Origin of the sequence: Sodalis praecaptivus (assembly GCF_000517425.1) — a bacterium.
Lineage (GTDB): Bacteria > Pseudomonadota > Gammaproteobacteria > Enterobacterales > Enterobacteriaceae > Sodalis_A > Sodalis_A praecaptivus.
Map to the genome: position 1 here is coordinate 2,228,767 of NZ_CP006569.1, position 23,804 is coordinate 2,252,570.

Sequence of the window (23,804 nt, forward strand, 5' to 3'; positions counted from 1 at the left end):
AATAAGGAAATCATTATTGGTTTTAAGTTTTTTTAAAAAATAATATTAGCACAACGTAACTATAACTTCATTGATAAGTGCATATCCCGCCAGAATGGGTTTTGCATTAGCACTCTATTGTCGATAACGTATAAAGTATAAGAGGTCTCATTATGCATACCATAGAACCCTTGGCATGGTACGGAGCATTAATCGGTCTTTTTATTGCCATTGCGCTTATTTTAAAAAAAATTAACCCCGTTTATTCACTCTTCCTCGGCGCTATTCTCGGTGCTGTCATCGGTGGCGGCAATCTAGAACAGACCATCGGTCTGCTAACGTCGGGCACGCAGAGTGTTATGGGCACGGTAATTCGCGTGCTGGCGGCAGGAGTACTGGCAGGGGTGATGATGGAATCAGGCGCGGCGGAAACCATCGCTCAGGCCATCGTAAAGAAGATGGGAGAGAGCAAAGCCATTCTGGCCTTAGCGCTGGCCACCATGATTATTACCGCCGTTGGGGTATTTATCCCGGTCGCCGTATTAATTGTTGCCCCCATTGCGCTGTCGGTGGGTAATAAAATGGGCATTTCCAAACTGGCGTTATTACTGGCGCTTTCCGGTGGCGGTAAAGCGGGCAATATTATTTCACCTAATCCCAACACCATTGCCGCCGCGAATGGCTTCCATCTGAATTTAAGCGACGTGATGATTGCCGGTTTTATTCCTGCGGTATTTGGTCTAATCATGACGGTTATCGTTGCTTCCATGCTAAAAAATAAAGGCTTCAGAGTAAGCAGCGATGAGGCGGCGGCCGCTTACGGTACGCAAAGTGCCAAAAACGAAAAAACCTATCCAACCTTGGGCAAAGCCATCGTCGCTCCCGCGGTGGCCGTTATCCTGCTGATGATCAATCCGATCGGTTCTATTTTCCATCTAAGCGCTCTAACGGCATTCAAACTGGACGCGATGTATGTCCTGCCGATCGCCGGTATCGTCGGGCTGATTACCATGGGGCAAAAGCACAAAGTCATTGCTTATACCGCCTCGGGGCTGGAGAAGATGACCGCCACCGTGCTCATTCTTATCGGCGCTGGCGCGATTGCGGGTTTGATTGCCGCGTCCGATCTCTCCACGCAGGTAGTACAACTTATTCATATCATGGGCATTTCCGGAACTTTCCTGGCGCCCATCTCCGGCATTTTGATGGCGGCGGCCACGGCCTCGACGTCAACCGGAACGATATTGGCGACCGGTACCTTCGGTCACGCCATTGCCACTATTGGCATTGCGCCCATCGCCTCAGCCGTCATGGTGCATACCGGGGCGACGGTCATCGACTCCTTGCCGCAAGGCAATTATTTCCACGTAACGGCTCAGAGTATGAACATGTCGATCAGACAACGTATGGGCCTGCTGCCCTATGAAGCGATGGTCGGCGGCACCATGACCCTGGTCGCGACCGTGCTGTACGGCTTTATTCTCTAGTAGAAGGCAACCCCAATGAAGAAAGCGACATTTGTATTAGCGCCTGACTCCTTTAAGGAAAGTATGACGGCGAAAGAAGTATGCACCGCAATGGAGAAAGGCCTGCGTAAGGTGTTTCCAGAAGCGAACTTTGTTCATGTTCCCATGGCTGACGGCGGCGAAGGCACCACTCAGTCGCTGATTGATGCCACCAACGGCCGTCTTAATGCATTAAACGTAACCGGACCCTTGGGAGAAATGGTCCAAGCCAGCTATGGCATTATGGGGAATGGCGACATTGCCGTGATTGAGATGGCCTCAGCCAGCGGTATTCAATGGGTCAATAGGGATTCAAAAAACCCGCTTATTACCACGACCTATGGTACCGGCGAACTGATTCGCGCCTGTTTGGATAAAGGCATTAAGAAAATCATTCTGGGCATTGGCGGTAGTGCGACCAATGATGGCGGGGCGGGTATGGCGCAAGCGCTGGGCGTGCGTTTTTATGACGAAGCGGGCAACATCTTGCCCCGCGGTGGGGGCGCCTTGGGGCGCTTGCAACATATCGATCTTACCGGGTTGGATAGCCGCCTGGCGCAGGTGGATATACAGGTCGCTTGTGATGTGACCAATCCTTTATGCGGTGAACAGGGGGCCTCCGCGATTTTTGGCCCGCAGAAAGGCGCAACGCCGGATATGGTGGCACGGCTGGATGCCAATCTAGCGCACTTTGCCGCGGTTATCCGCCACCAATTGGGCAAAGACGTTGCCAATGTGCCGGGTGCAGGCGCAGCGGGGGGATTAGGGGCGGGATTGATGGCCTTTACCCACTGCACGTTGCGCAAAGGCATTGATATCGTGGTTGAATTTAGCGGATTGCGCAACAAGTTGGTGGGAGCGGATTTCTGTTTCACCGGCGAAGGGCGTATCGACTATCAAACCAAATTCGGTAAAACCCCTTACGGCGTCGCCAGGACCGCCAAAGCGCAAGGCGTTCCGGTGATCGCCGTATCCGGCTGCGTTGGAGATGGGGTTGATGCGCTCTACGGGGAAGGTATCGACACCATCTTTGGCATTATCCCCCGCGCTGACACTATTGAGGCTCTATTGAAAGACGGGCCGATCAATATGGAGCGGGCGTGTGAAAATATCGGCAGGCTGCTAAAAAAAGCCGCGGCATGTTAATAGCGTCGTTTAAAAGGTGAAGAGTATGGCGGAAATCCGTCGACGTACCAAAATTGTCGCTACTCTTGGTCCCTCGACCGATCGCGACAATATTTTGGAGAAAATGATAATGGCTGGCGCCAATGTGGTGCGCTTCAATTTCTCTCACGGCGCGGCAGATGAGCATATTGCGCGTGCCCAAGCCGTGCGCGCGATTGCTCAACGCTTGGGCAAATCCGTGGCTATTTTGGGCGATTTACAAGGTCCCAAAATTCGAGTGTCAACGTTTAAAGAAGGTAAAGTCGCTCTGCGTAAGGGGGAGACTTTTATCTTAGATGCCTTATTAGATAAAGGCCAGGGCGATAATACTCGAGTGGGAATCGATTATAAAGCATTGCCACGCGACGTGGCGGCAGGTGATATTCTGTTGCTGGATGATGGTCGTATTCGGTTGGGCGTGTCCGATATTGTCGGCGAGAAAATCGTCACCCGCGTGATCGTGGGCGGAATACTCTCGAATAACAAAGGGGTGAATAAGCTCGGTGGCGGTCTTTCCGCTGACGCGCTAACGGAAAAAGACCAAGCGGATATTCTACTCGCAGCCAAAATGCATGTGGATTATTTGGCGGTTTCGTTCCCGCGCACCGGTGATGACTTACGCCGGGCGCGCCGTTTGGCGCGTGAAGCGGGTTGCCAGGCGGCCATTATCGCTAAAGTGGAGCGCGCTGAGGCCGTGGCCACGCCGGAAAACATGGATGATATGATCCGCGCCGCCGATGCCATTATGGTGGCCCGTGGCGATCTGGGTGTGGAAATAGGTGATGCCGCGTTGATGGGAGTACAAAAACGTTTAATACAACGAGCGCGACAATTAAACCGCGTGGTGATCACCGCAACGCAAATGATGGAGTCAATGATTGCCAGCCCCATGCCGACGCGGGCTGAAGTGATGGACGTGGCCAATGCGGTACTGGACGGTACGGATGCGGTGATGCTTTCGGCCGAAACCGCCGCGGGCAACTATCCTGTCGAAGCCGTAGCGGCGATGGCGAACGTCTGCCTGGGAGCAGAGAGCAGCCCGCAAGTCACCCCCTCAAAGCACCGCCTCGATGTAGAGTTTACCAACATCGAGGAGATGGCGGCGATGGCGGCCATGTACGCGGCGAATCATTTGCAGGGCGTTAAAGCCGTCATCGCGATGACGGAGTCGGGACGCACCGCCCGCATGATGTCTCGCATAAGTTCTCGGATACCGATTTATGCGTTATCGCGCCATACCGCCACCTTGAATCAGGCCGCGCTGTATCGCGGCGTTACACCCCTGCCGTTCAAGGGCCGCGCTGTAGGCGTGGGCTCGGCACAAGATGCTATAGCGCTGCTGAAAGCGAACGGTGCTCTGGCCCCAGGGGATAGCGTTATCCTGACACAAGGGGACAGCATTGGGAAAATTGGCAGTACCAATACATGTCGTATTTGTCTGGTGGAATAAGCATCTATTATTATCGTCGTCATAATATGCTGGCGGCGATAATTTTCATTAATCCTTTGCCGATGATTTACTATTTTCTCTAATGCGCGGTAGCGCTTTATTTTCCCCAGGGAATGAATGATAATGTTTATCTGAGATAAATGCGTCCTCTTTCTAAATAATGACGAAGTTTGTATCAGAAAGTTTATTAAATTGGGGCAAATTAGCAATGAATGTGGCGTATTGATGATAGGGATGTTTTCTGCTTGCGACATGTTTTTTACGCTGCAGCAGAGGGATGATAAATGACAGATTATGATTTCGACGCGAAATTGGCTTACTCGATTGTCGAGCGAACCATGAAAATTATCGACTGCAACATCAATGTCATGGATACCCGGGGACGTATAATTGGAAGTGGCGATCGGGAACGTATTGGTGAAATTCATGAGGGAGCGCTATTGGCGCTCAGTCAACGGCGGGTGGTATCGATAGATGCTGCCTCGATGCATACCTTACAGGGTGTGAAACCGGGCATTAATCTGCCGTTGCATTTCAACAACCAAATCGTGGGAGTGATCGGTCTTACGGGGGAGCCTAACGGGCTCATGCAGTTCGGTGAACTGGTCTGCATGACGGCGGAAATGATGCTGGAACAAGCGCACCTGCTGCAACTTCTGGCGCAAAACAGCCGATTGCGGGAAGAGCTGGTCCTGAGCATGGTGCGCAACGAGACTTATCCCGCCAATATTCGCGAGTGGGCGCAGCGCTTGGGGGTGGACCTGTCGTTACCGCGTGTCGCTATGGTGGTGGAATTAGACAGCGGTCAGCTTGGCGTCAGTACGGCGATGAGTGAATTACAGCAGTTGCAATCGTTGCTGAGAGAAACAGGCAAAGATGACCTCATGGCGATCGTCTCGCTTACCGAAATGGTCGTGTTGAAACCGGCTTACTTACATGCTGAGCGCTGGGAGCCGGAAGAACACAAGCGCCGCATGACACAACTTTATCAACGTTTACAGCAGGAAAGCCCGCTTAAAGTCCGTTTGGCGCTGGGGAACTTTTTCCCCGAAGAAGGCGGGGTGGTGCGCTCCTATCACACGGCGAAAACCACCATCAGCGTCGGTAAGCAGCGGATGCCCGAGGTACACTGTTTCTGTTACCAGGACATTAAGCTGCCGGTACTGCTTGATAGTCTGCGCGATGGCTGGCAGGCCGCTGAGTTAGTCAGCCCATTGCAGCGCCTTAAAGCGCAGGATGGTAATGGTGTATTTAGAAAAACGCTTCATACGTGGTTTTGCCATAATCAGCAGGCGGGTGAGACGGCCAAAGCGTTGTTTATACACAAAAATACGCTTGAATATCGCCTGCGGCGCATTACTGAACTGACCGGGCTGAATTTGGCGAATTTTGAAGATCGTTTTCTGCTGTATGTTGCCGCGCTATTGGATAACGTCTAGCGAAGGCTGAGCCGGTCGTCTTCTTAGCCCTCCGCCAGGGGATAAACGCCGACGTCCTTTTCGGTCGTTTATCGCGGTGTAACGGGGTTGACTTCCTTTTTTGACGGTGACGTCGCTCGCGTCCAATCCGACCCGGCGGACAGCTTCAGCTCATCCGCTCATGCCCCCTCGCTTGCTGACTGCTTAGAACTGATATGACAGGCTAACCGAGACGTTAAGCGGTTCCCCATAGACATAACCGTTCATGTAAGAATAATAAGTGCGGTCAAACAGGTTATCGACGTTCGCCTGCACCGCCATTTGTTTGGTAACTTGATAGCGGGCAAAGAGATTTGCCAGGGGATAACTGCTCTGATAGACGCGCTGAGTGCTGCCATCGGGCGCGGTAAGGTCTTCATACACGCGGTTCTGCCACTTGATACCCCCTCCCATGGTCAGCGCCTGGAGCATTGGCAAGCGATAGCTGGAAAACAATTTGAACTCGGTTTGCGGTTGATCCGGGTTGTAACGCCCCTCCGAATCACGGGCCACATAACGTGTTGCGCCGAATGTCATTTGCAGGTTGTCGGTTAGCGCCCCGTTAAGCTCAAATTCCGCCCCTTTGCTGCGCGCGCCCTTGGTCGCAACATAGGCCTGTTCGCTGCTGTTGTTGACATAAACGCCATTCTCTTCTTCACCGACATTGTTTTGCTCAATGCGGAAAATCGCCATGGTCGCGGTCAGACGACCATCAAGCCACGCAGACTTGAGGCCTGTTTCATAGCTTTTGCCGGTGACCGGCGACAGATAATGACCGCTGCTATCACGATAGGTTTGCGGCTGGAAAATCGAGGTATAACTGGCGTAAGCTGACCAGCTCTCGTTGATGTCATACACCAGGCCCGCATACGGGGTGATGTTGTTTTTTTCCATATTGCCGCTGCTGCCGTCGGAGCTGTATTGTGTGTAACGTGCACCGACAATCAGAGACAGTGGATCCGCCAGCGAAAAGCGTGCGGCGCTGTAGGCCGATTTCTGACGTACCACATCATCGGCATTTTGATACCAGCCCTGCCATGCCGGTTCGGCGATATTGCCGTTCCAGTGATTATTAAACGCGCCAAGATCGTTGGCGGTGATGTCATAGGCGTCTAAATCGGTTACACCATCCTGGCTGTCGGTCACATTGTGTTGACGGCTGTAGGTAACGCCAAGCATCAGTTGATGCTTACGACCGAACAACGCGAAGGGGCCGCTGGCATAGCCGTCCACCGATGTTAGTTCACGCTTACCACGATCCATGCTGCCGTAACCATCCGCACCTTCACCGGTGGTGGCATCGGGATAAGACTGGTATCCGACATAAAGCAGTTTATCACTGAAGGTGTTTTCAGCGTGGGTGCCATTTAGACTCACACGCCAGCCATTATCGAAGTTATGGACCAAATCGGCATACACTTTGCGCGCTGTCGTGTGGTAGTAAGTCCAGTCCGCCGAAGAGTTCAGGCTGCGTTGGTAATGCGTAAGCGAGCCATTGCTGTAAAACACCGGATTACCGCCCCAAGTGGGATCGCGGGTATCTGCGTCTTGATAATCGTAGCCGAGCGACACCGTAGTATCATCGGTGATATCCGCATCAAGCACGCCATAAAGGAATTTGGTATTTTTATGGTAACGATCTAGCCAGCTATCTTGATCCTGATAACCCGCGATAACGCGTCCCCGCACCGATCCCGCTTCATTCAACGGGGCTGAAACGTCTGCGACATAACGCTGTTTATCCCAGCTGCCGTAGCTGGCGCTCAGCGTTCCGGTGAGCGCTTTGCTGTCGGCGTGTTTACGCACCATATTCACTGACGCTGCCGGGCTGCCTGCGCCCGTCAACAGACCGGTGGCGCCACGCACCACCTCGATGCGATCATATATCGCCGTATCCGAAGCGGCGTCCCCGAAATTCCAGGCATCGCCCACCGAGGTAGGAATGCCATCGAATGTGAAATTAGTGAGCTTAAAGCCGCGAGAATAATATTCCGAGCGTTCACTGTCCACCAAATTACTGGTAATGCCGGTGGTGTTATTCAGCACATCGTTAACCGTTTGTAACTGCTGATCCTGCATACGCTGCTGAGTAATGACACTGACGGATTGGGGGATATCGCGCGGCGTCAGAAGAAGTTTTGTGCCGGCTCGGGTGGTCGTCACCTGATAATCTTTGTTCTCTGCGCCACCGTTATCGCCATCGGAGGTGGCATTTACCACTATCACATCATTCTGGCTGTCGCTTTTGGTCGAACTGGACTCGGTCGTCTGCGCCATTGCCTGGTTGAGAAGCGTCTGTACCGCCATGGCCAACAAGGACACCGTAAAGGTTTTGCGGATGCTTGGCACGAGGTTGTTAGCGCGAGTTTCCTTGCGATTCGGGAGCATAGTGTTTTCCGTCGGAAAGATCGAGATGTGTTGTTATCGAGCGTCTTATTCAGCGTGCCGTACCCTGTTGCGGCTCTCGAAAGTAAGAAGCGAAAATTATTAAAGCCAATGATAATCATTTGTATTATTAATTCAAAAAAGGTTTTGCCTAAATATGTAAATATTTGTATTGGTCAGTAAAATCAATTGACTGGCGTGAAAAGGACTAAGAGGGGCCAGGCTTAGCGTGCGGGCACATTAGGGCGATGAGGCGGAAGAGGATTGGTGTCCCAGCATGGTCGTTTTGGCGAGCAGAGGGATATCGACGTTATCCCGCCAAGCGTCCGTAGGTCATTTCATTGTCTTCAGGGGGTAGGGTTACCGTCTATGGTACGCGGATGTGGCGTGATGGAAACCGCCCCCGGCGTTGCCTTGGACCGTCGCATTTTAAATTCCGATTGCGATCGCTATCCTTCTGCATCTACAATTTTCACTCGAATGATTATCATTTGCTTTAGGACACTTATGACGGAAGGTACCCTCAGCGGGGGCAGGAAGGCCACCTTGGCGCGGAATGCCGAATTTTTACCCTCTTGTGGGAAACGAACGACGCGTGCTACCGAATGCAGCCTCAAGAACGACGCGCCAGTAGGGAGAAGGTCTTGATGGCGAGGCGTTCATCGGTTATTGACGCGAACCGGCGCCGTGTGGTTACCGCGTTGCTGCTGATGCCATGGTTACCGGGCGCTTCGGCGCAGACGGATAAGCCGGTTAAACGTATTATTTCCCTGGAATGGCTGCCGCTGGAATTGCTTTTTGCCTTGGGCGTGACGCCATTGGCGGCGGCCGATACCCATGACTATCGACTGTGGGTAAGGGAGCCAGCGTTGCCCGTCGGCGTCATTGATGTTGGCCAGCGTGACGCACCCAATCTGGAATTCATCGCCGAACTGAAACCGGATCTGATTCTGTATTCCCAGGGATATGGCCCGCGCGCGGATCAATTCCATGACATCGCTCCCGCCATGGAGTTCAACTTTACCGACGAGCGCGGTCATCCCTTGCGCACGGTACGTGCCGGCCTGCTGTCGCTGGCTGAACGGCTGGACAGGGCGGCAGCGGCCCGGGAACACCTGGACTTTTTTGATCGACAATTGGCGGACGCCAAGGCGCGCCTTGGCTCCTATCGGCGACAGCCGTTGCTGGTTTTCTCGCTAATAGACGATCGTCATGTCTTCATCCTCGGTGAGACAAGCCTTTTCGGGGACGTCATGCGGCAACTGGCCATCGACAACGCTTGGCAGGGAGAAAATACGTTTTGGGGCACCGCGGTAGTCGGCATCGAATACCTGGCGAAATTGCCACCGCTCCGCGCCATTTGTCTAGATCACGGCGATGAAGCCGCCAGGGCGCGCGTCGCCGCCACGCCTATATGGAAATCCCTCTCCTTCGTACGTGAGAACACATGGCGTAATGTTCCCGCGATATGGTTTTTTGGCGCTACGCTATCCGCCCTTCGATTTTGCCGTATGCTTGAGGATTTAGAAAACCAATGGTAACTTCACGCGAGATACGCGATGGCCTAAGCTAGAACGGCCATTTTAATGACGATGTGGAGAGTTGTTTACCGTCACGTTTTTTGATCTTGATGTTTAATTACATCGATAATAACTGAGCCAATGGGACGTTCATACTCCCCGATCCCGTACAGCTGAGAACGATAGAAATAGTCCAAACTTACATCGCAAACCAGCAGTGACTCGCTCGCGCTGGGCCACCACGGGTTGTTCCATATGTATTCAGCAATCCATTTCTTTCCATCAAATAGGGAGATGCTGCCTTGAGTCCCTGTTGATGCACCGTCGCGACCGCACGAACAAATGTCGTAAATAGTATTAGCATGAATAATCTTACCTTCTAACCTAGAAAGCGGTATTTCAATATCTTTATTGCTTTGTGCATGAAATTTACCCCAATGCAGCGTCACGTTTTTTATTGTCATGTCAAAATTTATTGGCTTAATGCTTATATCAACCCATTGTTTATAGGACATGTGCGATCACCTGTTTTCTTAAGTTGTATCCGTAGGGAATCTACACTCGAACACGTTTGAATGTAGACGCCAATCCAGAAAGTCAGCGAGAAATAAGACCTATGCGTTTCCTTTAATTACCTCTTAGCGTTAATGGATCAGGGGCGTAAAAATAACACCTCAAGTTTGAATTATTATTCACTCAGGATTTTGAGCCAGAAAGTTTCTTAAACGTCACTGCATGGATATATATCGCGCGCGACAAAGGACGCGCCATTATTAACGGGCAGCGGGATCCTGAGCGCGGACGAGCTTAATGTGTGCGCCGATAGGGTATCACGAGCGCCGCCTTTTACAATGCCACACAACCTCATTTATCCTGTGACGTAGAGGCTGCGTCTAGGGCATTGACCGTACACTGACCGGAAGCATTGTTGCATGCCACGGCATTTTGCCGACTGTACCGGCTCGACGAGGCTTCAAGGGACGTTCAGGTTACTTGGCTTCATATTGGCAAGCATAAAGCGGTACGCGTTATCGCCGTAAACCAGCAATATGTAACCTGGTGCGCTAACTACCATCAGCGGTGATAGCAGCCGTCGACATCTCTCCCGCGTCGGCGTTGTCGATGACATTAGAACCCGCCCCGTTGCCCCAACCATTTGTTGCTGTCATCGCACAGGCGATGACCGATTGTGTCATAAGCACGATAAGGGGTAGGTCAGGGTGGGCGTTTAGAGCGTTGGTATCACAACGGAAAGGAATCTGTAAAGATGCGAATTACGAAAGGCATTTACCCATGCATTGATGGATATGGATCACCTGAACACATAGAACCATCTTCACCTCCAGCGATTAACCAGTGCCAAGGCATAACTCCGTATGCCATAAAAATTTCCAATGCATGCTATCGACTCGCACACCTGCACATCGACGGCAACAGCGTGCAGAATAGGTCAGTAAACTGCGCACGATTACTGCGTTTGCAGAATCATAGCGTAATAACCTATGCCAAGAAAATATATAATACACCTTTGGATGACAGGATCGTCGATTCAAAGGGTCTTGAGCAGACAAGTTTTCGCCCTGCGCCATACCGGCGTAAGAAGGTGATAGACCCGGAAAATCCGGGAAAAATGATTTCGCGAACTACTCTACATTTGCGCCAGAAGGTGGTAGACCCGGCAAATGAAGGGAAACTGGTGTCTCGGGGGGCGTTATATAAGCGCAAAAAGGTCGAAGACCCGCATAATCCGGGGAAACTGATTTCTCGCAGTGCCTTATATAAGCGTATTAAGGTGATAGATCCAGAAAACCAGGGGAAAACAATTTCACAAAGTACATTAAACGGCAGGGTTAAGGTCGCAGACCCGGAAAATGTTGGGGCGTTGATTTCCCGTAATGTGCTATATAAGCGTAAAATGGTTGCAGATCCCGATAATCTGGGTGAGATGATTTCTTGCAATAAATTATATAAGAGAAAAAAGGTGGCTGACCCTGATAATCCGGGGAAAATGGTGTCCAGAAATACCTTAAGAATGCGTCAGAAAATCGAAAACCCGGAAAATCCCGGCGAAATGATCTCTCGCAATGCGCTATATAAGCGCAAAAAAGTTGCTGATCCAGAGAATCCCGGAGAGATGATTTCCCGCAATACCCTCTATAAGCGTAAAAGAGTCCCAGATCCGGAAAACCCCGGGGAAACCGTTACGCGTAGCATACTATATAGACGCAAGCGAGTGGCAGACCCACAAAATCCTGGGAGGATGATAGCCTTAAGTACCTTTTATAGCCGTAAAAGAATAGCAGACCCGGAGAATCCGGGAAAAACGATCTCTCTGAATGCCTTACAAATGCGTCAGAGGGTGGCAGAGCCGGCAAATCCGGGGAAAGTGATTTCGCGGGGTGCATTCTTTCAACGCAATAAGAGTCTGACATTATGAACATAGCCGTTGCAAATGGGAAAAATCATTCGTTCGCCGCCACCCTAGCGCCTGGCGAGCTCGAGATCCTCTGGAACGCGATGGGAATTCCCTGGTTGATAGCTAAGAGGCTGGCCTTATCGCAGGCGTGCCGCCCGGCCTCTGGTTGTCGCGCACGGCATCCGTCATGAAGCAAGTGGATTCGGACTTCACGCAGCGAGGCGGTATCCGGTGGCTTGTCGCGTTATCCGCAGGGACAAGGAGCGCGCAAGGCGGGCGCGCTCCTCGCACTTGTGCAGATTATTTTGCCATCCATTGCCGTTGTGCTGCCTTAGCATAAGCCGCCGATAAAGTATTATCGTACACGACGCCGCAGGCAATGCCGCTCATCTGATGACCCGATTGCAGGTAATCATAGCCAATTTCATCATCAGGAACGTAAATCAGCGCAATGCGATAAGGGCATTCAAGCTTCAATGTCATTACATCGGGATCGTTTTGCTTGCCGGCCGATATCGAGGTGCCTTTAGCTGAGGTCACGGTGGCGCGGCCAACGAATTCGAACATCGATGCACTTATCGAATTGAGGTAGTCATAGTCATTTTCATCAAAGTCGATCGCATGGGGGGCGACCTGTAAATCATTGGGCCGCCCAAAATAACCCATATTGTCTTGATGGTCAGTGTAGACGACTTTCGCTGCCGTAGGCCGCACATATTCATCGCTAAACTCAATCGTGTCGTATAACGTCGCGGCGGTAATCACCGCTGCCTCCGAGGCTGGCGTTATGATTGTTGCTAACTCCGCACCATCAAGCGCGACAGGCTGGTCGTTTTGAATTTTGTAAAATATGCCGGCGGCCATACCCGGAAAGGTCAGAGCGATGATCGGATTGGATGTCATGATGTGCTGTTTAAATTGCCCCCATATCTGGGAAAAAATAACGACGTTGGTGAGGTAATACTGGTTGAACTGGAATATATTATTGATACTCTTCATGTTTTTGTTGTCCGCAGAGTCGCCTGCATTCTGTTGACTTAATTTATCAATGACATATTTCTCATGGGTTTCAGTGATTTTCTCGATATAATCAATGGCGGTTAGCGCCAAATTTCTAATTCTTGTGTTTTCGGTATCGATTAGCTCTTGATCCAGTTTTAACTGGCTTGCATGTTGAATGACTTCCAAACGAAAAGCCAAAATCAGCGAGACAGTAGTGCAATAAAGGGGGGCGAAAGTATAGCCTAAAGTCTGACCTTGAATTTTAAACCTTTCATCTATACCGATAAAATAAACTGTTAATGTACTGTAGACGATTTTGGCGGACTCATAGTTTCCCGCCGAAAGGGCTTGTGAAAATTCAGAAACTTTGTCTTCAAACTCATCAACCAAATCTTTCAGGACGTTCCATTCTTCATTATCAATTTCCTCATTGACTAAAGCTTTCACTTTTTCTTTTATTTGAGTCCAGGCATCTTCTTGGCTTTTGGGCCAGAGTAAAGCGATGACGGTTGATATTATTCCGCCTACGTAAGGAATGAAATCAGCGGCAAATTGCAGTATGATTCCCGTTGCGACTAAAGGATTTTCGATTGCCGGATGATACGTTACGGCGGAGGATGCGGCGGTAGAGTCAAATTTATCATTCATAGGAACACTCTTCAGATTAGTTTGTGTTTTAATATCTAATTTGCTTACTAATGATAAGAGGATCATATGTTTGGCTATAGATCATTTCTGTGAGATGAATCGATATTATGAAAGTCATTGCGGATATGACGGGTGCTCGATATATCCAGCTGACGTTTAAACCTTAAGCGATGAGGTATAATATCGCGCGTATAATAATCACCCTGGTAATAGTGGTTAAAGACGCAGTAGTTATTTTTGCTAATAAAAAAGGGCGCCGCTCTAATGAGGGTAGGGATGATGTTCTTTGTTAAACGGGGTTCCTCTCTCAGACGTCAACGCGAAAAGTCGGGGGTGAGAGGTGTTTTTTGGTGGAGAAACGGCCCTTCCTTGAGCCCTGAATTAACAATCAATTACGAACGCGCATGTGATACCAAGCACATGCTGTACTGGCCAGAATGTGTTTGTTCTGGGTTGCTACTGGTGGTTAGATCGACATAACCATAGGAAGAGGGGTTATCGCGGTTAAAATCCCACATGCCAATAAAGGCAACGTCATTCATTTTTGCAAACGCCGCGACGGTGTTGGCGTCGTCAAGAGTAAAGATGGAGAGATCATCATTGAGGCCGATCATCGGGGTCACGGCAACACATTGGTATCCCCCTTTAACTCCCAACGAAGCAAGCTGGTTATTAATACTGGTTGCCGCCTCAGTAGCGGCTCTGCCCATGTGGTCTTTATAGTTGGGATCGTAGTAATCCATTGCCATTCCGTTGATAACAAACCTGAGATTTGCTGCAATGGCCTGTTGAACAATATTGAGTCCTGTTCCGGTTAGCCCTGAGGGTAACGTTGGAAGAGTGAATGAGAGGCTGATGTCAGGATTACGTTGTTGTATAACCTTAAGCGCTTCACAAATGCTTTTGATATTATACAGGCCGTTTTCTAAATCAAAATCTAAACCAGACGCATGATAGCGGTCAATTGTCTCTTGATAAGTAGCGATAAGCTCCTCTACGCTCAGCGCCATTGAGATATCATTGTTAGATGCACCGCCAAACGACACGATAACTTTCCGACCGGCTGAATAGAGATCATTTGCCAGCGGCAACGCCCAATCCAGCGGCATGGCGTCTTGCGCGGCCCAACATGGCTTTTTAGAAGGGGATAGGGTGATAAAGGCCAGAATTAGGCCATCAACATTCCAGTCAATCGCCTCTTGAGAATAAAGCGGGTTTGGGCGTCCCTGTGGATAATTTTGCCAATCAGACCATAAGGCATTAATCGTCACGTCAATGTAAGGCGTTATCAATGTTTTCATGTTAGTGTTTCCATATAGTAAATAAAAATTAGCGCTTACTCATGCTTGAGCTCTCGGATTATAACTGGCTTGGTAAATAAGTGTGTTGAAAGGCGGCGTCATTATGTTCGGTCAGTCTTAGCCGAACAAATCAATAATAGCCAGACCGACGGAGACTCTGGGACTCGGTACATAAAGTGCGTTGTGTGTGCTCTGTCACTCTTTACTTGCGTTCAGACGGCGGCTTTTAAGCGCTTCACTTTTGCGAACCTGTCGCGGCGGGAAGAGGGAAGTGATGCGTGTTTGGGATGGATTAACCCCGGCTCTCGCGTTGCCCCATAGTTAAAAATAACTTTGATGAAATATATATTTGCATGCCTTGACTTTGAATTTTTATCTTGTCCATTAAGTTTAATTGGCGCGATTGCAGCCATTTCACCTCATATTGAAGAGGGCATGAGCTAATTTAGCAATTTCAACTTAGATGAATTTGCTATGTTATATTCCGCAGAATTTAAGAGGGAATTATGGGAACGATTTATTATCTTCCGACACTCTTTCAGGAATGGAATGCAAACTATCCTTATCTGCTTTTTTGTCGTATAGCGGTAAAGCGAACAGCAATAATAAAGTTGACAAATGATCTTGATTTAGTGGGCAACTCCGAAGTTCAACTGGCTTCAATTGCTGATAGAAAAGTGGCACTGAAAGGGACAAAGGAATCTGTTGGCCTTAGAAGGGCTGTGCTTATCAAAAACCAGCTAATAGATATGGACAACATGCATCAAGTGTTAAAGGACGAAATAACGCAAACCAGAGAGGTGAAAAATCCTATTTGGCAGCTTGGCTCATGTTTTGGCCTCAGAAACAAACTGTAAATATCAGGCGCATCAAACCCGATTGATGCGCCTTCGGTGGGGCTGCCCAAGAGGAGGCATTGTCTAGGCCACCTCCCTATGGCGTCGTTACCGGGTTAGAACTGCGATAGGATGTCATGAGCCCGATCACTCCATCCTCAACCTTAGTGTTATCCTTAAGACGAGTCATGCGTGAGTTGGATTTGTACCGTATGCGACGCTTGCTTCTCTCATTGATGACGGGGGTAGGGATCCCTACTGCACGGCCAGCTGGCAATTGTCGCTCATGATAACTCGGTGATGAAGTTGTTACGTGAACGGCGTACCTTTTTAAGGTTGACAAGCCAGTCGCCTTCTTTCGAGCGATAACCCAAGGGCAAGAGGATCACGCTGCGCAAATGCTTTGCCGGTAAGCCGAGAATGTCATCAACCGCGGCGGGGGAAAAACCTTCCATGGGGGTGGCGTCCACTTTTTCCAGCGCGGCAGCAATTAGGGCAGAACCCAGGCCGATATAGGCCTGACGCGCAGCCGCCTGAAAATTACCCTCCCGGCCGCGTTCATTCACGATGGTGAGGAGACTTTGGCGATAACTTTCCCACCCAGGATTAATAAATCCCCGCTCCTCGTTGGTTAGGTCAAACATCATGTTGACACGCTCGGGCGTCATATCGTCCCAGGCGGCAAACACTAATAGGTGGGAGCAGTAGGTGATTTGAGGCTGGTCCCAACTTACCTGCCGAATCTCTTTCTTCAATTCCTCACGGGTGACCACTATAAGCTCAAAGGGCTGCAGCCCGCTTGTCGTTGCCGTCAGGCGTACCGCTTCGAGTATGCGTTCGAGCTTTTCATCAGCAACCTTTTTAAGCGGATCGTATTTTTTGGTTGCATAACGCCACTTTAGGGCTTCAATTAATGAACTCATTGCCTCTTCCTCATCATTCTTCAATAAACACATTAGGCACGCTGCGATCCTCATCGGGATTGTGCCGGGTGTAGAATAAGGTTTAAAGCTAACTTCAAGGTCAAGCGAAAAATGAGAATAGGCAAGGTAGCCAGGCGTACCGGCATTCCGGCTTCGGCCATCCGCTATTATGAAACGGAGGGGATTATTGCGCGCCCCGAGCGTGACAGTAACGGCTACCGGCGCTATGACGAGGCAACGGTGGCAAAACTACTGCTGATCAAAGATGCCCAGCGGCTAGGATTTTCTCTTGAGACCATTAGCGGCCTTTTCCTACAGGATGGCAGCTGCTCATTGTCCCTAACGGTTGCGCAAATCAATGAACGCCTGAAGCAGCTGGGGCAAATCGAAGCTGATCTCCAGCGCCAGCGCAGTGAGTTGCTCATCTTGCGCGATACGCTTGAAGATAGTCTCAGAACCGGCATTAAACCTTTTTCTGGCAGGGGCTACCGGATCGGTACTTAACCCTGTACCACCAATTTTGATTAGCCTCCTGGCTCATCGTTGCTGGATAATCACGCAATACCGCAATACCGCAATACCGCAATACCGCAATACCGCAATACCGCAATACCGTTAAAGTTACGCGTTACCTGAACGCGGAGATGTCAAAGCCGATGGTAACCCTCAGGCATTCCTTGGCGCAACGGTCCTTACCCTCTTTCATCTTGTTCTTGGCGGGATTGTCACCCTCGCGCTTGGCACAGGCCCCTCATAGCCTCATATATAACGGCTATCTGCCGCTGAAAAGAGCTAATTTTAATTGTTTTCATTAGCTGAAATGATTTAATTTTCCACTTTTCAGGAGAAGGGCAATGCCAGATCATGGTGATATGATAGCAATTAATCTTCGACAGATTCATTTCGATCTTGCAGCAAATGAAATTGAACACTCTGGTTGCGTCACAACAACGGCTTTAGCACGGATTTTGAGAGAAACACGCCAGACACAAATCACCTTTATAGATGGTTCCTCTGCGAAATTAGTGCATCATCGTCGATTTATCGTTTACAGAGATACCAAAGGCTACGTTATAAACATTGAACATTACCATTGTTATGGCTAAGCAACGAATGATAAATCCGCGCCATAAAAGTGCGTATAATTATGCTTCACGATATAAGGTTGGTCGTGTTATCAATTGTCTACATCAGTCACGCGCGCACGTCGTGCATAGCGCATAGCGCGCAGAGTCACGGTATTGCCCGAAACGCGTGGAACATAATCGTCTGCACATGCATTACCTATTGCCATGTCGAGACGCATTGTGATTGTAAAGTTCATGGTCAACGTTACTGAATGGTTCGCCTTATGAAGATGGCGAACCAGTGTTTTGATGATCACTTATTAATTTGTAAGGTCAAAATGAATTTTCGACGTTAGCAAGCCCTATCTGGATGATATAATTTACTTAATAGTCTCTCCTGGCGTCATGGCCATTACTCGTTCATCAAATGGCCAGTGACGGCTTTTACCGCTCATTAACGTGATATGAAGCCCGCATTGGCGTGACATTCTTATGGACAAAGTGGCTAGCTTGGGGTTAAGTAGTTCTGGGTGGGCAAAAACAGCTTATTTTGGCTAACCCAATGATCCCAGCGGTGGCTGGGTAGATCTTGGGATAGCCTATGGGATGAAGCTTTAATTTCACCATGCCCACGTCTACACCGTGCATACTATGTGTTTCATAATCCCTGCATTGCTTGTAAAAAGCTTCCGATGCGCATGGATCGGGTGGGCAAGGGCAATGATAATTATACGTAATGGCTTGAACAGTATGAGTGTAATTGATGATGGGTATTTCCCTGCCTAATAGTGTATTATGTGAAAATTCATAATAGGGGCGACAGCTCTCTAAATAACTGGTGTTACTGCAATTAGAATAATGGGAAGGGCATTGGCATGTGGTATTATTTACAGAAATAAGCTTTTCTGCTAAATTATTTTTTGCGCAAAAGGCTGTGAATTTTTTAGTATAAAAAACATCCTGTCTATATTGATTCATTCTATGTTGCACATAACTAATCGGCATTGTGTAGAGTCTCCATTATTGCCGAGCCGTGAAATGTATCGCGGCCCTAAAGTGAATTATGCGCATTAAAAAAAAGATATATATCTAGAAACGATTCTTAATTAACCAAAGTGTGAACTAACACGATGAAATAGGCTTACTCTCTCTCCGCTAGCGCGAGGTTGTCTATACAGAAAACCCATGTCAAAGCTAATCATTACGACAATCTTACATAAGGCTAACGTTATCAATGTGCAAATCTTTCTCTCACCGTGCCATTTTTCATTATCGCGCCCGGATGATTTTAGTTCTGTGCATGCCGACCGCACCTCCTCTGGCACCTAATCTCTCTATTCTCTCTATTCTCTCTATTGCGCCGTGCGTGGCGCTTAATTGTTGTTCAAGTTCAATCCATCCTGCGGTGTTAGACAAATTCGGTCGTTATGCCAGGCCGTTAATCAAGCGCCAATAATGTCATCTTGCTGTTCATTCAGATTTCCTAATGTTGTAATTATTAGGGCTGTCGTATCAGCCGTTAAGAATAATAATGGAAATCAAATGCGAACAGAGTGAATATTGGCGGCGTCCTGGCATCGTGCATCAAGGTGAGGTATATTGCGATTTCAATTAGCCAGTTCGGTGTTTATTTGAGTAATTGCTACTTAATCATTGCCACTGCCATGGGATCTCTTTTTTAAAAAGGAAATGTATATTATGGATGATAATAATTACACCATGAGTCGCGTCCCGCTATCCGCCAGAGTTGATTTGTTAACTGCCACCTTAGTAAGAACAGGTATGACGACAGCCTTGGCTCAGTTTATGTTGGGCGCTACGCTTGGGCATTCCATGACGTTTTCACAAGCGATGCTAGCAACCCTGTTGGGGAGTCTAATATTACAAATAGTGAGTATGGGTGTCGGTTTTGCCGGCGCCAAAGAAGGGTTATCGACCAGCCTATTGGCGCGATGGTGTGGTTTTGGACGTTATGGCTCATCCTTGATTGGCGCCGCTATTGTTATCAGTTGCCTTGGCTGGTTTGGCGTACAGAATTCTATCTTGGCCGAGGGGGTGGTTTTTAGCTCTAAGGGAAAAATCAGTTTCGAGTTAGCGGCTGCGCTATCGGGAGGCACCCTGACTTTATTAGTCGTATTAGGCTTTATGGGACTTAGCTGGACGGCAAAACTGGCCTTGCCCGTCTTTGCAATCGTCGTCGGCTGGATATTTTGGGATCTATTGACGGGTAGCCGTTTACTCGATCTTTTCGTCTCTGTACCTAGTGGTCCGGCAATGACGTTAGGGGCTGGCGCGACAATGGTGGCGGGCGGGGCCATCGTGGGCGCATTAATCACTCCGGATATTACTCGCTTTTGTAAAAATGGGAGACACGTGTTCTGGATGATAACCTTCTCTTACATTGTCGGGGAATTTTTAGTTAATGGCGTCGCTATTTTGGTCGCGCATGCGCTTAATACCTCGGACGTTGTCCTCATCATGACTCAAAGTGCCGGTTGGCTTGGGCTTATTTCAGTCATTCTTTCCGCCATCAAAGTGAATGATACGGCGCTTTATTCATCTGCGCTAGCGGTGGCGAGCGGCGTCGAAGCATTATCCAAACGCAAGTTTTCCTATAAAATGATAACATTGGCACTGGGGGCAGCAGGAACAGCCCTATCAGTGCTTGGGATAATGACGAAGTTTGTCGGTTTTCTTATGCTACTCGGCGTCCTATTTCCTCCCATTGCCGGCGTCATGATGATCGACTACTATCTGCTGCGCACTCATCGCGATCTGCTGCATTTCACCCGTGTTCACGGGGTATTGCCCGATGTTGCGACAACGCCAAAAATAGGGTGGCCCGCGATATCCTCCTGGATTATAGGCAGCGCCATCGGTTTTGTCGTTGACTGGGGTATTCCGTCGCTTAATTCATTCGTTACCGCCAGTGCGCTATATTGGCTACTGTGCACCAGCTTAAAAAAATCAGCGCAGAGGCAGCCGTCTTGCTGATACTCTGATCATTTCCGTGTCTTGTTGCTTAATAGTGCTTCCCTTTGACGTCAGGACACGCCAGCAAAAACATCGCTACGGTTGTTGGCTCACGGCATGAGTTAGTGTCATTGTCGCCTCAGCTTATTCTAGGATAGATGTGTCAAATGCCACTTACCCTTTCTCTAGTAGGAATTTTTTAATTGCACGAATAAATTCGTCGGGTTTATCGATATTGACAACATGTGTGGCATTGATACGAAGATAGGTTCCCTTTCGCAGTAGAGACATCGCTCTCATGGCCTCTTCTTTACTCATCGCCCCGTCCAGAGTGCCATCTTTGAGCACAGAATAATTTGCTTGAATAAGCATTACAGGGCACCGTATACGGGCTAGCGCCTCAGCGTGACTGAAACCCCTGTTCCAGCTCCCATCATAAAATGCAGCGCCAAATCTGGGGTCATACTGATCCAGGCCGCGTATGAGCATTCTAACGGTGTCATTAGATAGGATATCCAGTGTTACCGGCGTGCCGGGATTTCTCCAACGATAGGCACGCACCGCCTGTGTCAGCAGGAAAGGCGTCCCCGGTCCAATGTTTTTACGGAAAAACTGCGCATTATGGTGGATCCAGTATAAAAGGAAGTCTACCGGGTGATCCTGCGTCACCGCCGTAAAGCTGGTTTCAAATGCCCTGTAAGCGATAGTCTGTTTTATCCGTGGATATTCAGAGGAAAATAACGGCGGATCTTCAAGTATTGCAGACATTATCTGCTGTGGCCGGTTTGCCGCCAACCACACGGCAAGAAGGCCACCTGACGAATTTCCGGATATATAAACCGGTTCTTTTATTGTCTGCTGGATAAACTCGCTAAGGTCAGATCCAATCTGCAGGGCCGTCATGGGATAATCCGGCGGGGTCACCGTCTGCCCATGGCCGGGATAATCGATATCATACACGTGGAAGAACTTTGACAACTCAGGAAGCACAGGGTAATAACTGAACCAGTCAAGTAACTGTGCGTGGAGTAAAACCAGAGGAGGGCCATTGTCCGGGCCTTCCGCATAACTCAGCGTTAGAGTATTGACCCTTTTTTTCTTTAATGTATATCCCGCTTGTTTCACGCGTTGGTAAGGGGAGATATTATTCTGGTCAGGTGAGTTTATCCTGTCGGCAGCATGAGTTTCTGAGTGCATAAATCCGCTTAGGATAAAAAGTAACATCGTGGATTTATGCCGCAGTCGAAAAATACGGTCTGTGACTACAGAATATCCCATCAGCGACCCTCCGTTGGATTATTCTCACATTGACGATTGTGCTTATACCTTAAGGTTAAAATAATAATACTGAGTTATACTCACTTTTAATACTCGCTTTTCGTTAACAAGGACACTAGCAGAGGTGTTCCTATAAATGAATGATATAAATAGGAAAAAACCAAAACAGGCGCGTTCAATAAGCACCGTGCAGACCATACTGAAAGTCACAGCTCAGATTCTTGCCGAAGAGGGCAGCCAAAAACTGACGACAAACTATCTTGCCAGCAGGACTGGGCTATCTATTGGAACCATCTACCAGTATTTTCCTAACAAAGTAGCGATCATCCTAGCGCTGTCGGAAAAGCAACGGGAAGAGACCAGCCGACAGATTGATGCGCTTCTGAGGGCTGAAGACGAGCTGGGTACCGAAGATAAAATCCGGTTGATTGTCCATACTCTTCACAATGCCTTCAGCCTACACCGTCTGCCAGAACAGAAACTGGTGCGTGCTCTTATTCTGGCCGCGGCCGAACACGGTCTCCCTTCACCTTCAGGGCATATCGCGCGAACTATCATCAATGTCTGTATGGCGTCGGACGAGGGAGCGAGTTTGCTGAACTCGAGCGAAATGTTCGTTCTGACGCATATGCTGACAGAAATCATGAGGCAGGCGGCCCTGAGAGCCACACCGCTGCTGGGAAGTGAAGAGTTTGAAGCGGCAGTGCTCAGGATGGTTATGGGATTTCTGCATGAAAAGAGAACGGCGATAAAACCGTAAACCCCTGGCATGCCAGCGTCGGGCGCCCGTCAGCCTAAAGGACAGCAGTACTAGGGTGCGTTGCCTTAACCGAGTTTTTGACTCCGGAGCCAGTGGCGGATTGTCGCAATGTGTTCCTGCTTACGCTCTAAAGGCAGCCAGTGTCCGGCCGGCAGACTGGCAACGGTTAGGTCTAAACAACCGGCGCGCATGGGCTCGCCCTGGCGGTTGCCGTTAATGTTGCAAATCTGATCCCAATCGCCGTTGATAAACAGAACGGGCTGGGAGAGACGCCCCCCGTCGGGTGCTTGGCGAGCGTAGGCCAGGTTGGCACCGTCGTTGAGATACCAAGAACAGGCAGGACGGAAACCCTTAACGCTGAATGAAGCAATCAGCACAGCAAAATCGGCCGGTGGCCATAGCGCCGGATCGGGGCTAACCGACGGGGCACGATGCGCTGCCCCAAAACGGCCTCCGTTGCGGGTGACTAGCGCATTGGGCGAAATTTTGCCGGCGAAGTCAGGGGAGCCGGCGCGGTAAATTGATGCCAGGGTGGCGGTTTTATCGGCATCAAGATCGGCAACCGCGGAGTCGAAATGTGTCGTGTAGTAACGGTAGTAGTCCCACTGACCATCCGGATAGGCGTCAGCGGGATAAATATCTCTGTCGATCAGCGGCACAAGCGTGGGAAGCGCGTTAGCGTCGGGGAAATAGGCCAGTGAAGTCAAAACAACGCCGCATGCGCGCCGGGGGTGGTGCGCCGCCAGTTGACCTGCCACTACGCTGCCCCAATCGTGGCCAACCCAAACGGCAGGTTTGCCGCCCAGATGGTCATGCAGCGCGGCCATATCCGCGACAATGTGCTCAATGGCATAAGCTCCACTGGCATCAGGTGCGGCGGAGCTGCCATAGCCACGCAGGTCCGGGGCGATGCAGTGCCAACCGTCTTCGGACAGTGCCTCCATCTGCGCGCGCCACATCAGAGCGATTGACGGCCAGCCGTGCAAAAACATCATAAGCGGCCCGTCGGCCGGTCCGCACTCAATATAGTGTGTCGCGTTAAAAAAACGGGAGTTTAATCGAGGCTGAAGAGGGGTTGACATGGTGACAGGCGCCTTCGATAAACAGAGGGTTAAGCATTAATTTTTCGGACTTTTTGTG

The 23,804-nt window shown here is 49.6% G+C and carries 19 protein-coding genes; 11 read left to right on the forward strand and 8 right to left on the reverse strand.

Annotation, left to right across the window (positions count from 1 at the left end; genetic code table 11):
- The first annotated feature begins 152 nt into the window (after positions 1–152).
- From SANT_RS09905 to SANT_RS09920, 4 genes are all read left to right on the forward strand, one after another.
- Positions 153–1,466 carry a GntP family permease gene (locus tag SANT_RS09905; RefSeq protein ID WP_025422138.1) on the forward strand — a complete coding sequence of 438 codons (1,314 nt, stop codon included), beginning with the start codon at positions 153–155 and terminating at the stop codon, positions 1,464–1,466.
- Between the two features lie 15 nt (positions 1,467–1,481).
- Complete coding sequence (locus SANT_RS09910; RefSeq protein WP_025422139.1) at positions 1,482–2,630, forward strand: glycerate kinase; 1,149 nt, start codon at positions 1,482–1,484, stop codon at positions 2,628–2,630.
- A 25-nt stretch (positions 2,631–2,655) separates the two neighbouring features.
- A complete protein-coding gene (pyk, locus tag SANT_RS09915) occupies positions 2,656–4,098 on the forward strand; it encodes a pyruvate kinase (protein WP_025422140.1) in 1,443 nt (480 codons plus the stop codon).
- A gap of 284 nt (positions 4,099–4,382) precedes the next feature.
- Entirely contained in the window at positions 4,383–5,537 is a 1,155-nt protein-coding gene (locus SANT_RS09920; RefSeq protein WP_025422141.1) for a CdaR family transcriptional regulator, read from the forward strand.
- Positions 5,538–5,720: 183 nt separating this feature from the next.
- Here SANT_RS09920 and fhuE read toward each other — a convergent pair whose 3' ends face one another.
- Positions 5,721–7,943, reverse strand: a complete 2,223-nt coding sequence (gene fhuE / locus SANT_RS09925; RefSeq protein WP_025422142.1) for a ferric-rhodotorulic acid/ferric-coprogen receptor FhuE — start codon at positions 7,941–7,943, stop codon at positions 5,721–5,723.
- Between the two features lie 644 nt (positions 7,944–8,587).
- On the opposite strand from fhuE, the gene fhuD reads away from it, so the two are divergent.
- Positions 8,588–9,481, forward strand: a complete 894-nt coding sequence (gene fhuD / locus SANT_RS09930; protein ID WP_038668459.1) for a Fe(3+)-hydroxamate ABC transporter substrate-binding protein FhuD — start codon at positions 8,588–8,590, stop codon at positions 9,479–9,481.
- Positions 9,482–9,552: 71 nt separating this feature from the next.
- Here the strand turns inward: fhuD and SANT_RS09935 are convergent, their stop codons facing one another.
- Positions 9,553–9,975, reverse strand: coding sequence for an aegerolysin family protein (locus tag SANT_RS09935; protein WP_025422144.1), 423 nt, complete (start codon positions 9,973–9,975; stop codon positions 9,553–9,555).
- Between the two features lie 752 nt (positions 9,976–10,727).
- Here SANT_RS09935 and SANT_RS22920 point away from each other — a divergent pair.
- Entirely contained in the window at positions 10,728–11,897 is a 1,170-nt protein-coding gene (locus SANT_RS22920) for a hypothetical protein (protein ID WP_148296265.1), read from the forward strand.
- Positions 11,898–12,176: 279 nt separating this feature from the next.
- On the opposite strand, the gene SANT_RS09945 is transcribed toward SANT_RS22920, so the two are convergent.
- From SANT_RS09945 to SANT_RS24080, 3 genes are all read right to left on the reverse strand, one after another.
- On the reverse strand, positions 12,177–13,526 hold the full coding sequence (locus SANT_RS09945) for an insecticidal delta-endotoxin Cry8Ea1 family protein (RefSeq protein ID WP_025422146.1): 1,350 nt from the start codon (positions 13,524–13,526) through the stop codon (positions 12,177–12,179).
- A gap of 392 nt (positions 13,527–13,918) precedes the next feature.
- On the reverse strand, positions 13,919–14,827 hold the full coding sequence (locus SANT_RS09950) for a chitinase (RefSeq protein WP_025422147.1): 909 nt from the start codon (positions 14,825–14,827) through the stop codon (positions 13,919–13,921).
- A gap of 212 nt (positions 14,828–15,039) precedes the next feature.
- Positions 15,040–15,240: a hypothetical protein gene (locus SANT_RS24080; protein WP_148296266.1), complete on the reverse strand. Its 201-nt coding sequence runs from the start codon at positions 15,238–15,240 to the stop codon at positions 15,040–15,042.
- 93 nt (positions 15,241–15,333) lie between these two features.
- Here SANT_RS24080 and SANT_RS09955 point away from each other — a divergent pair, with 93 nt between their 5' ends.
- Positions 15,334–15,684: a hypothetical protein gene (locus SANT_RS09955; protein WP_025422148.1), complete on the forward strand. Its 351-nt coding sequence runs from the start codon at positions 15,334–15,336 to the stop codon at positions 15,682–15,684.
- Between the two features lie 263 nt (positions 15,685–15,947).
- Here SANT_RS09955 and SANT_RS09960 read toward each other — a convergent pair whose 3' ends face one another.
- The gene (locus SANT_RS09960) at positions 15,948–16,586 is read right to left on the reverse strand and encodes an NAD(P)H-dependent oxidoreductase (protein WP_025422149.1); all 639 of its coding nucleotides are present in this window, start codon (positions 16,584–16,586) and stop codon (positions 15,948–15,950) included.
- 111 nt (positions 16,587–16,697) lie between these two features.
- Here SANT_RS09960 and SANT_RS09965 point away from each other — a divergent pair, with 111 nt between their 5' ends.
- The 3 genes from SANT_RS09965 (at position 16,698) to SANT_RS09970 (ending at position 20,647) form a co-directional block, all read left to right on the forward strand.
- Entirely contained in the window at positions 16,698–17,090 is a 393-nt protein-coding gene (locus SANT_RS09965) for a MerR family transcriptional regulator (RefSeq protein WP_025422150.1), read from the forward strand.
- 350 nt (positions 17,091–17,440) lie between these two features.
- Positions 17,441–17,692, forward strand: coding sequence for a hypothetical protein (locus SANT_RS24085; protein ID WP_148296267.1), 252 nt, complete (start codon positions 17,441–17,443; stop codon positions 17,690–17,692).
- Positions 17,693–19,351: 1,659 nt separating this feature from the next.
- Positions 19,352–20,647, forward strand: a complete 1,296-nt coding sequence (locus SANT_RS09970) for a cytosine permease (RefSeq protein ID WP_081730447.1) — start codon at positions 19,352–19,354, stop codon at positions 20,645–20,647.
- A gap of 153 nt (positions 20,648–20,800) precedes the next feature.
- Here SANT_RS09970 and SANT_RS09975 read toward each other — a convergent pair whose 3' ends face one another.
- Positions 20,801–21,904, reverse strand: a complete 1,104-nt coding sequence (locus tag SANT_RS09975; protein WP_025422152.1) for an alpha/beta fold hydrolase — start codon at positions 21,902–21,904, stop codon at positions 20,801–20,803.
- Positions 21,905–22,040: 136 nt separating this feature from the next.
- Here SANT_RS09975 and SANT_RS09980 point away from each other — a divergent pair, with 136 nt between their 5' ends.
- The gene (locus SANT_RS09980; protein WP_025422153.1) at positions 22,041–22,664 is read left to right on the forward strand and encodes a TetR/AcrR family transcriptional regulator; all 624 of its coding nucleotides are present in this window, start codon (positions 22,041–22,043) and stop codon (positions 22,662–22,664) included.
- Between the two features lie 65 nt (positions 22,665–22,729).
- On the opposite strand, the gene SANT_RS09985 is transcribed toward SANT_RS09980, so the two are convergent.
- On the reverse strand, positions 22,730–23,659 hold the full coding sequence (locus tag SANT_RS09985) for an alpha/beta hydrolase (protein ID WP_200867285.1): 930 nt from the start codon (positions 23,657–23,659) through the stop codon (positions 22,730–22,732).
- Between the last annotated feature and the right edge of the window lie 145 nt (positions 23,660–23,804).

What these genes read in the sequence shown, in the direction of transcription:
- SANT_RS09965 (WP_025422150.1), top strand. Translation starts at nt 16,698, where the DNA reads ATGAGAATAGGCAAGGTAGCCAGGCGTACCGGCATTCCGGCTTCGGCC.
- SANT_RS24080 (WP_148296266.1), bottom strand. Translation starts at nt 15,240, where the DNA reads ATGGCTGCAATCGCGCCAATTAAACTTAATGGACAAGATAAAAATTCA.
- SANT_RS09945 (WP_025422146.1), bottom strand. Translation starts at nt 13,526, where the DNA reads ATGAATGATAAATTTGACTCTACCGCCGCATCCTCCGCCGTAACGTAT.
- SANT_RS09950 (WP_025422147.1), bottom strand. Translation starts at nt 14,827, where the DNA reads ATGAAAACATTGATAACGCCTTACATTGACGTGACGATTAATGCCTTA.
- SANT_RS09975 (WP_025422152.1), bottom strand. Translation starts at nt 21,904, where the DNA reads ATGGGATATTCTGTAGTCACAGACCGTATTTTTCGACTGCGGCATAAA.
- SANT_RS09985 (WP_200867285.1), bottom strand. Translation starts at nt 23,659, where the DNA reads ATGATGTTTTTGCACGGCTGGCCGTCAATCGCTCTGATGTGGCGCGCG.
- SANT_RS09935 (WP_025422144.1), bottom strand. Translation starts at nt 9,975, where the DNA reads ATGTCCTATAAACAATGGGTTGATATAAGCATTAAGCCAATAAATTTT.
- SANT_RS09970 (WP_081730447.1), top strand. Translation starts at nt 19,352, where the DNA reads ATGGATGATAATAATTACACCATGAGTCGCGTCCCGCTATCCGCCAGA.
- SANT_RS09910 (WP_025422139.1), top strand. Translation starts at nt 1,482, where the DNA reads ATGAAGAAAGCGACATTTGTATTAGCGCCTGACTCCTTTAAGGAAAGT.
- fhuE (WP_025422142.1), bottom strand. Translation starts at nt 7,943, where the DNA reads ATGCTCCCGAATCGCAAGGAAACTCGCGCTAACAACCTCGTGCCAAGC.
- pyk (WP_025422140.1), top strand. Translation starts at nt 2,656, where the DNA reads ATGGCGGAAATCCGTCGACGTACCAAAATTGTCGCTACTCTTGGTCCC.
- SANT_RS09905 (WP_025422138.1), top strand. Translation starts at nt 153, where the DNA reads ATGCATACCATAGAACCCTTGGCATGGTACGGAGCATTAATCGGTCTT.
- SANT_RS22920 (WP_148296265.1), top strand. Translation starts at nt 10,728, where the DNA reads ATGCGAATTACGAAAGGCATTTACCCATGCATTGATGGATATGGATCA.
- SANT_RS24085 (WP_148296267.1), top strand. Translation starts at nt 17,441, where the DNA reads ATGCCAGATCATGGTGATATGATAGCAATTAATCTTCGACAGATTCAT.
- SANT_RS09960 (WP_025422149.1), bottom strand. Translation starts at nt 16,586, where the DNA reads ATGAGTTCATTAATTGAAGCCCTAAAGTGGCGTTATGCAACCAAAAAA.
- fhuD (WP_038668459.1), top strand. Translation starts at nt 8,588, where the DNA reads ATGGCGAGGCGTTCATCGGTTATTGACGCGAACCGGCGCCGTGTGGTT.
- SANT_RS09955 (WP_025422148.1), top strand. Translation starts at nt 15,334, where the DNA reads ATGGGAACGATTTATTATCTTCCGACACTCTTTCAGGAATGGAATGCA.
- SANT_RS09920 (WP_025422141.1), top strand. Translation starts at nt 4,383, where the DNA reads ATGACAGATTATGATTTCGACGCGAAATTGGCTTACTCGATTGTCGAG.
- SANT_RS09980 (WP_025422153.1), top strand. Translation starts at nt 22,041, where the DNA reads ATGAATGATATAAATAGGAAAAAACCAAAACAGGCGCGTTCAATAAGC.